This is a genomic window from Vibrio sp. 03_296 (genome assembly GCF_002265885.1).
Genome location: NZ_NPKW01000087.1, coordinates 1 through 2,048 on the forward strand (window position 1 = coordinate 1; position 2,048 = coordinate 2,048).

Genomic DNA, 2,048 nt, shown 5'->3' on the forward strand with positions numbered 1-2,048 from the left:
GTTACAACAAGTTCTTCGATAGGTACTCTTATCAACCACGGCGGGCACAGCAAATGGCTCGTAACCGGCTGAGCCGCTCGCGCAGAAACAAGCGCTACAGCAAAAGCGACTTTAGGTTACCTGAGGCCTTGCTACGACTGGATTGGAGCCCTGACCAAATCGTCGGATATCTAAGAATGAGAGGCTATCCAACAATGAGCCACGAGCTCATTTATCAGCACATTTGGAACGACAAAGCTCTCGGTGGAACCCTATGGAAACACCTACGCCAATCTACTAAGCAAAGGCGTAAAAGGTACAACTCAAAAGACAGTCGAGGACGGCTTGCAAATAAGCGTCATATTACCGAAAGACCAGAAAACGCTGAGCATCGAAAAGAGCCAGGTCACTGGGAAATTGATACTGTCGTTGGCCGCGGAACCAAGCACTGTATCGTGACTTTAGTCGACAGAATGACTGGCTACACTTTTATCGGGCAAATGGACGATAGAACAAGCGAGTCGCTCAACGTAAGAATGAGCAAAATCATGACCCGCTCTGACTTACCTTTTAAGACGATAACTTCGGATAACGGCACTGAATTTCATGGTTACGCACAACTAGAAAAACACCATAACTGTCTGTTTTACTTTGCAAATCCATACCACTCATGGGAGCGAGGCACTAATGAAAACACCAATGGTTTGATACGACAATACTTACCAAAACGAACTTCCATGTCACACGTGACACAGAAGCTATGCAATGAAATTGCACACAAATTAAATACGCGCCCACGCAAAAGACTTGGGTATAGAACACCACTGGAGTATATTCATGCGCATCTGTAGAAAGTGTCGCACTTCAAACTTGATACTAAGTCTCGTTTCCAACACGCACTTGATGCCTAGAATCAAACACTGGCAATTTATGAAGACTTTTGCAGAACCCGTCTAATCCAGGATAAATAGTTCCTGAAGTGATGTTCATTTGATGTAACATTCTTAGCCCTTCATAACGTAACTTATCTGAGATAATTAACTTATAGGCATCTCGGTCACCAATTTCATATTCTGTTAACGCATCTTCGTGCGAAAAAGTTACGTAGTTAGTAGCAACGAACAAACCTTGTTGAGCAATTAAGCGTTGATTGGAAAACTCTGGTTCAAAAGCAAATAGGAAAACTTTATCTAAGTTATCCTCTCCATGCATTAACTGACTATAAACTTCCTTTCGACCCTCTCCGAAATACTGATCATCAATTAGTTTTAAGGAATTATGATTTAAACAGTAAATTGCAGCATCCGAGCTGCCACTTTCTAAAGCAAAATACAGCGCTATATAAGGTGAGAAGCTAAAATCTAGTAACCTAGTTGGAGCTCCATGATGTTGCATAAGAGATAACCAACTAAGATCGTCATGGTTTTTAGGTAGATGGCTTAAGTAAAGGTGGGCACAACTTTTAAAACGCTCTAGCATAATTTCTTCATGCCTTCGTTCATTCATCGCTTTTGACGGTTTTCCGCCTAAATTGCGGGTAACCTTCGCATCATTTATAGAGCGATAAAGTGAACTTTCTAACTGCCACGAGCTATCTGTTTGACCTCGATAGATCCATTTCCGATAGTGCTTATTATCAACATGAGATCTAAACTCATCCCAAGTATTTATATGAATTTCTTTGATTTTTTGAGAGCTCATTTTTACCTCATAGAGACATAACGCTGCGTTAAGGGGTGAGTGCCGCATAAACCAAGTTTCCGCACACCACTTTCACCACCAAAAATCACCGCATACCAAAAATGCCACGCGGCATGAATCCCTCTTAAACGCTTTGTATGGGAAATTATCCCCATTAATCGACCTGTTTCGGGTAATGTGAGACCCAGGCTTTAGCCGCAACTAAAGCTTTCTATGTTGTAGTTCGATTGAACGCTGGCTCCTCTATCGAGAGACCGATAACAAACATGAACGCGACATAGAACTCCAAGCACCAAACTCGAATACTCGACTGGGTCTCGAACCCGCATTACGCAAGCAAGAGTTAGCTTATTATGAATACAAACACA

Annotated in this window: 3 protein-coding genes; 1 reads left to right on the forward strand and 2 read right to left on the reverse strand. The window is 42.1% G+C overall.

What is annotated here, in order from left to right; all coding sequences use genetic code 11:
- Window positions 1-830 (forward strand): IS30-like element ISVvu6 family transposase (locus CIK04_RS11330; protein ID WP_128824613.1); only part of this gene is annotated, 830 nt, incomplete at its 5' end.
- 25 nt (window positions 831-855) lie between these two features.
- Here CIK04_RS11330 and CIK04_RS11335 read toward each other — a convergent pair.
- On the reverse strand, window positions 856-1,680 hold the full coding sequence (locus CIK04_RS11335) for an FRG domain-containing protein (RefSeq protein ID WP_157806518.1): 825 nt from the start codon (window positions 1,678-1,680) through the stop codon (window positions 856-858).
- A 2-nt stretch (window positions 1,681-1,682) separates the two neighbouring features.
- Window positions 1,683-1,835 (reverse strand): DUF3265 domain-containing protein, encoded by a 153-nt coding sequence (locus CIK04_RS11340; RefSeq protein WP_097353765.1) that lies wholly within the window; start codon window positions 1,833-1,835, stop codon window positions 1,683-1,685.
- Window positions 1,836-2,048 lie beyond the last annotated feature (213 nt).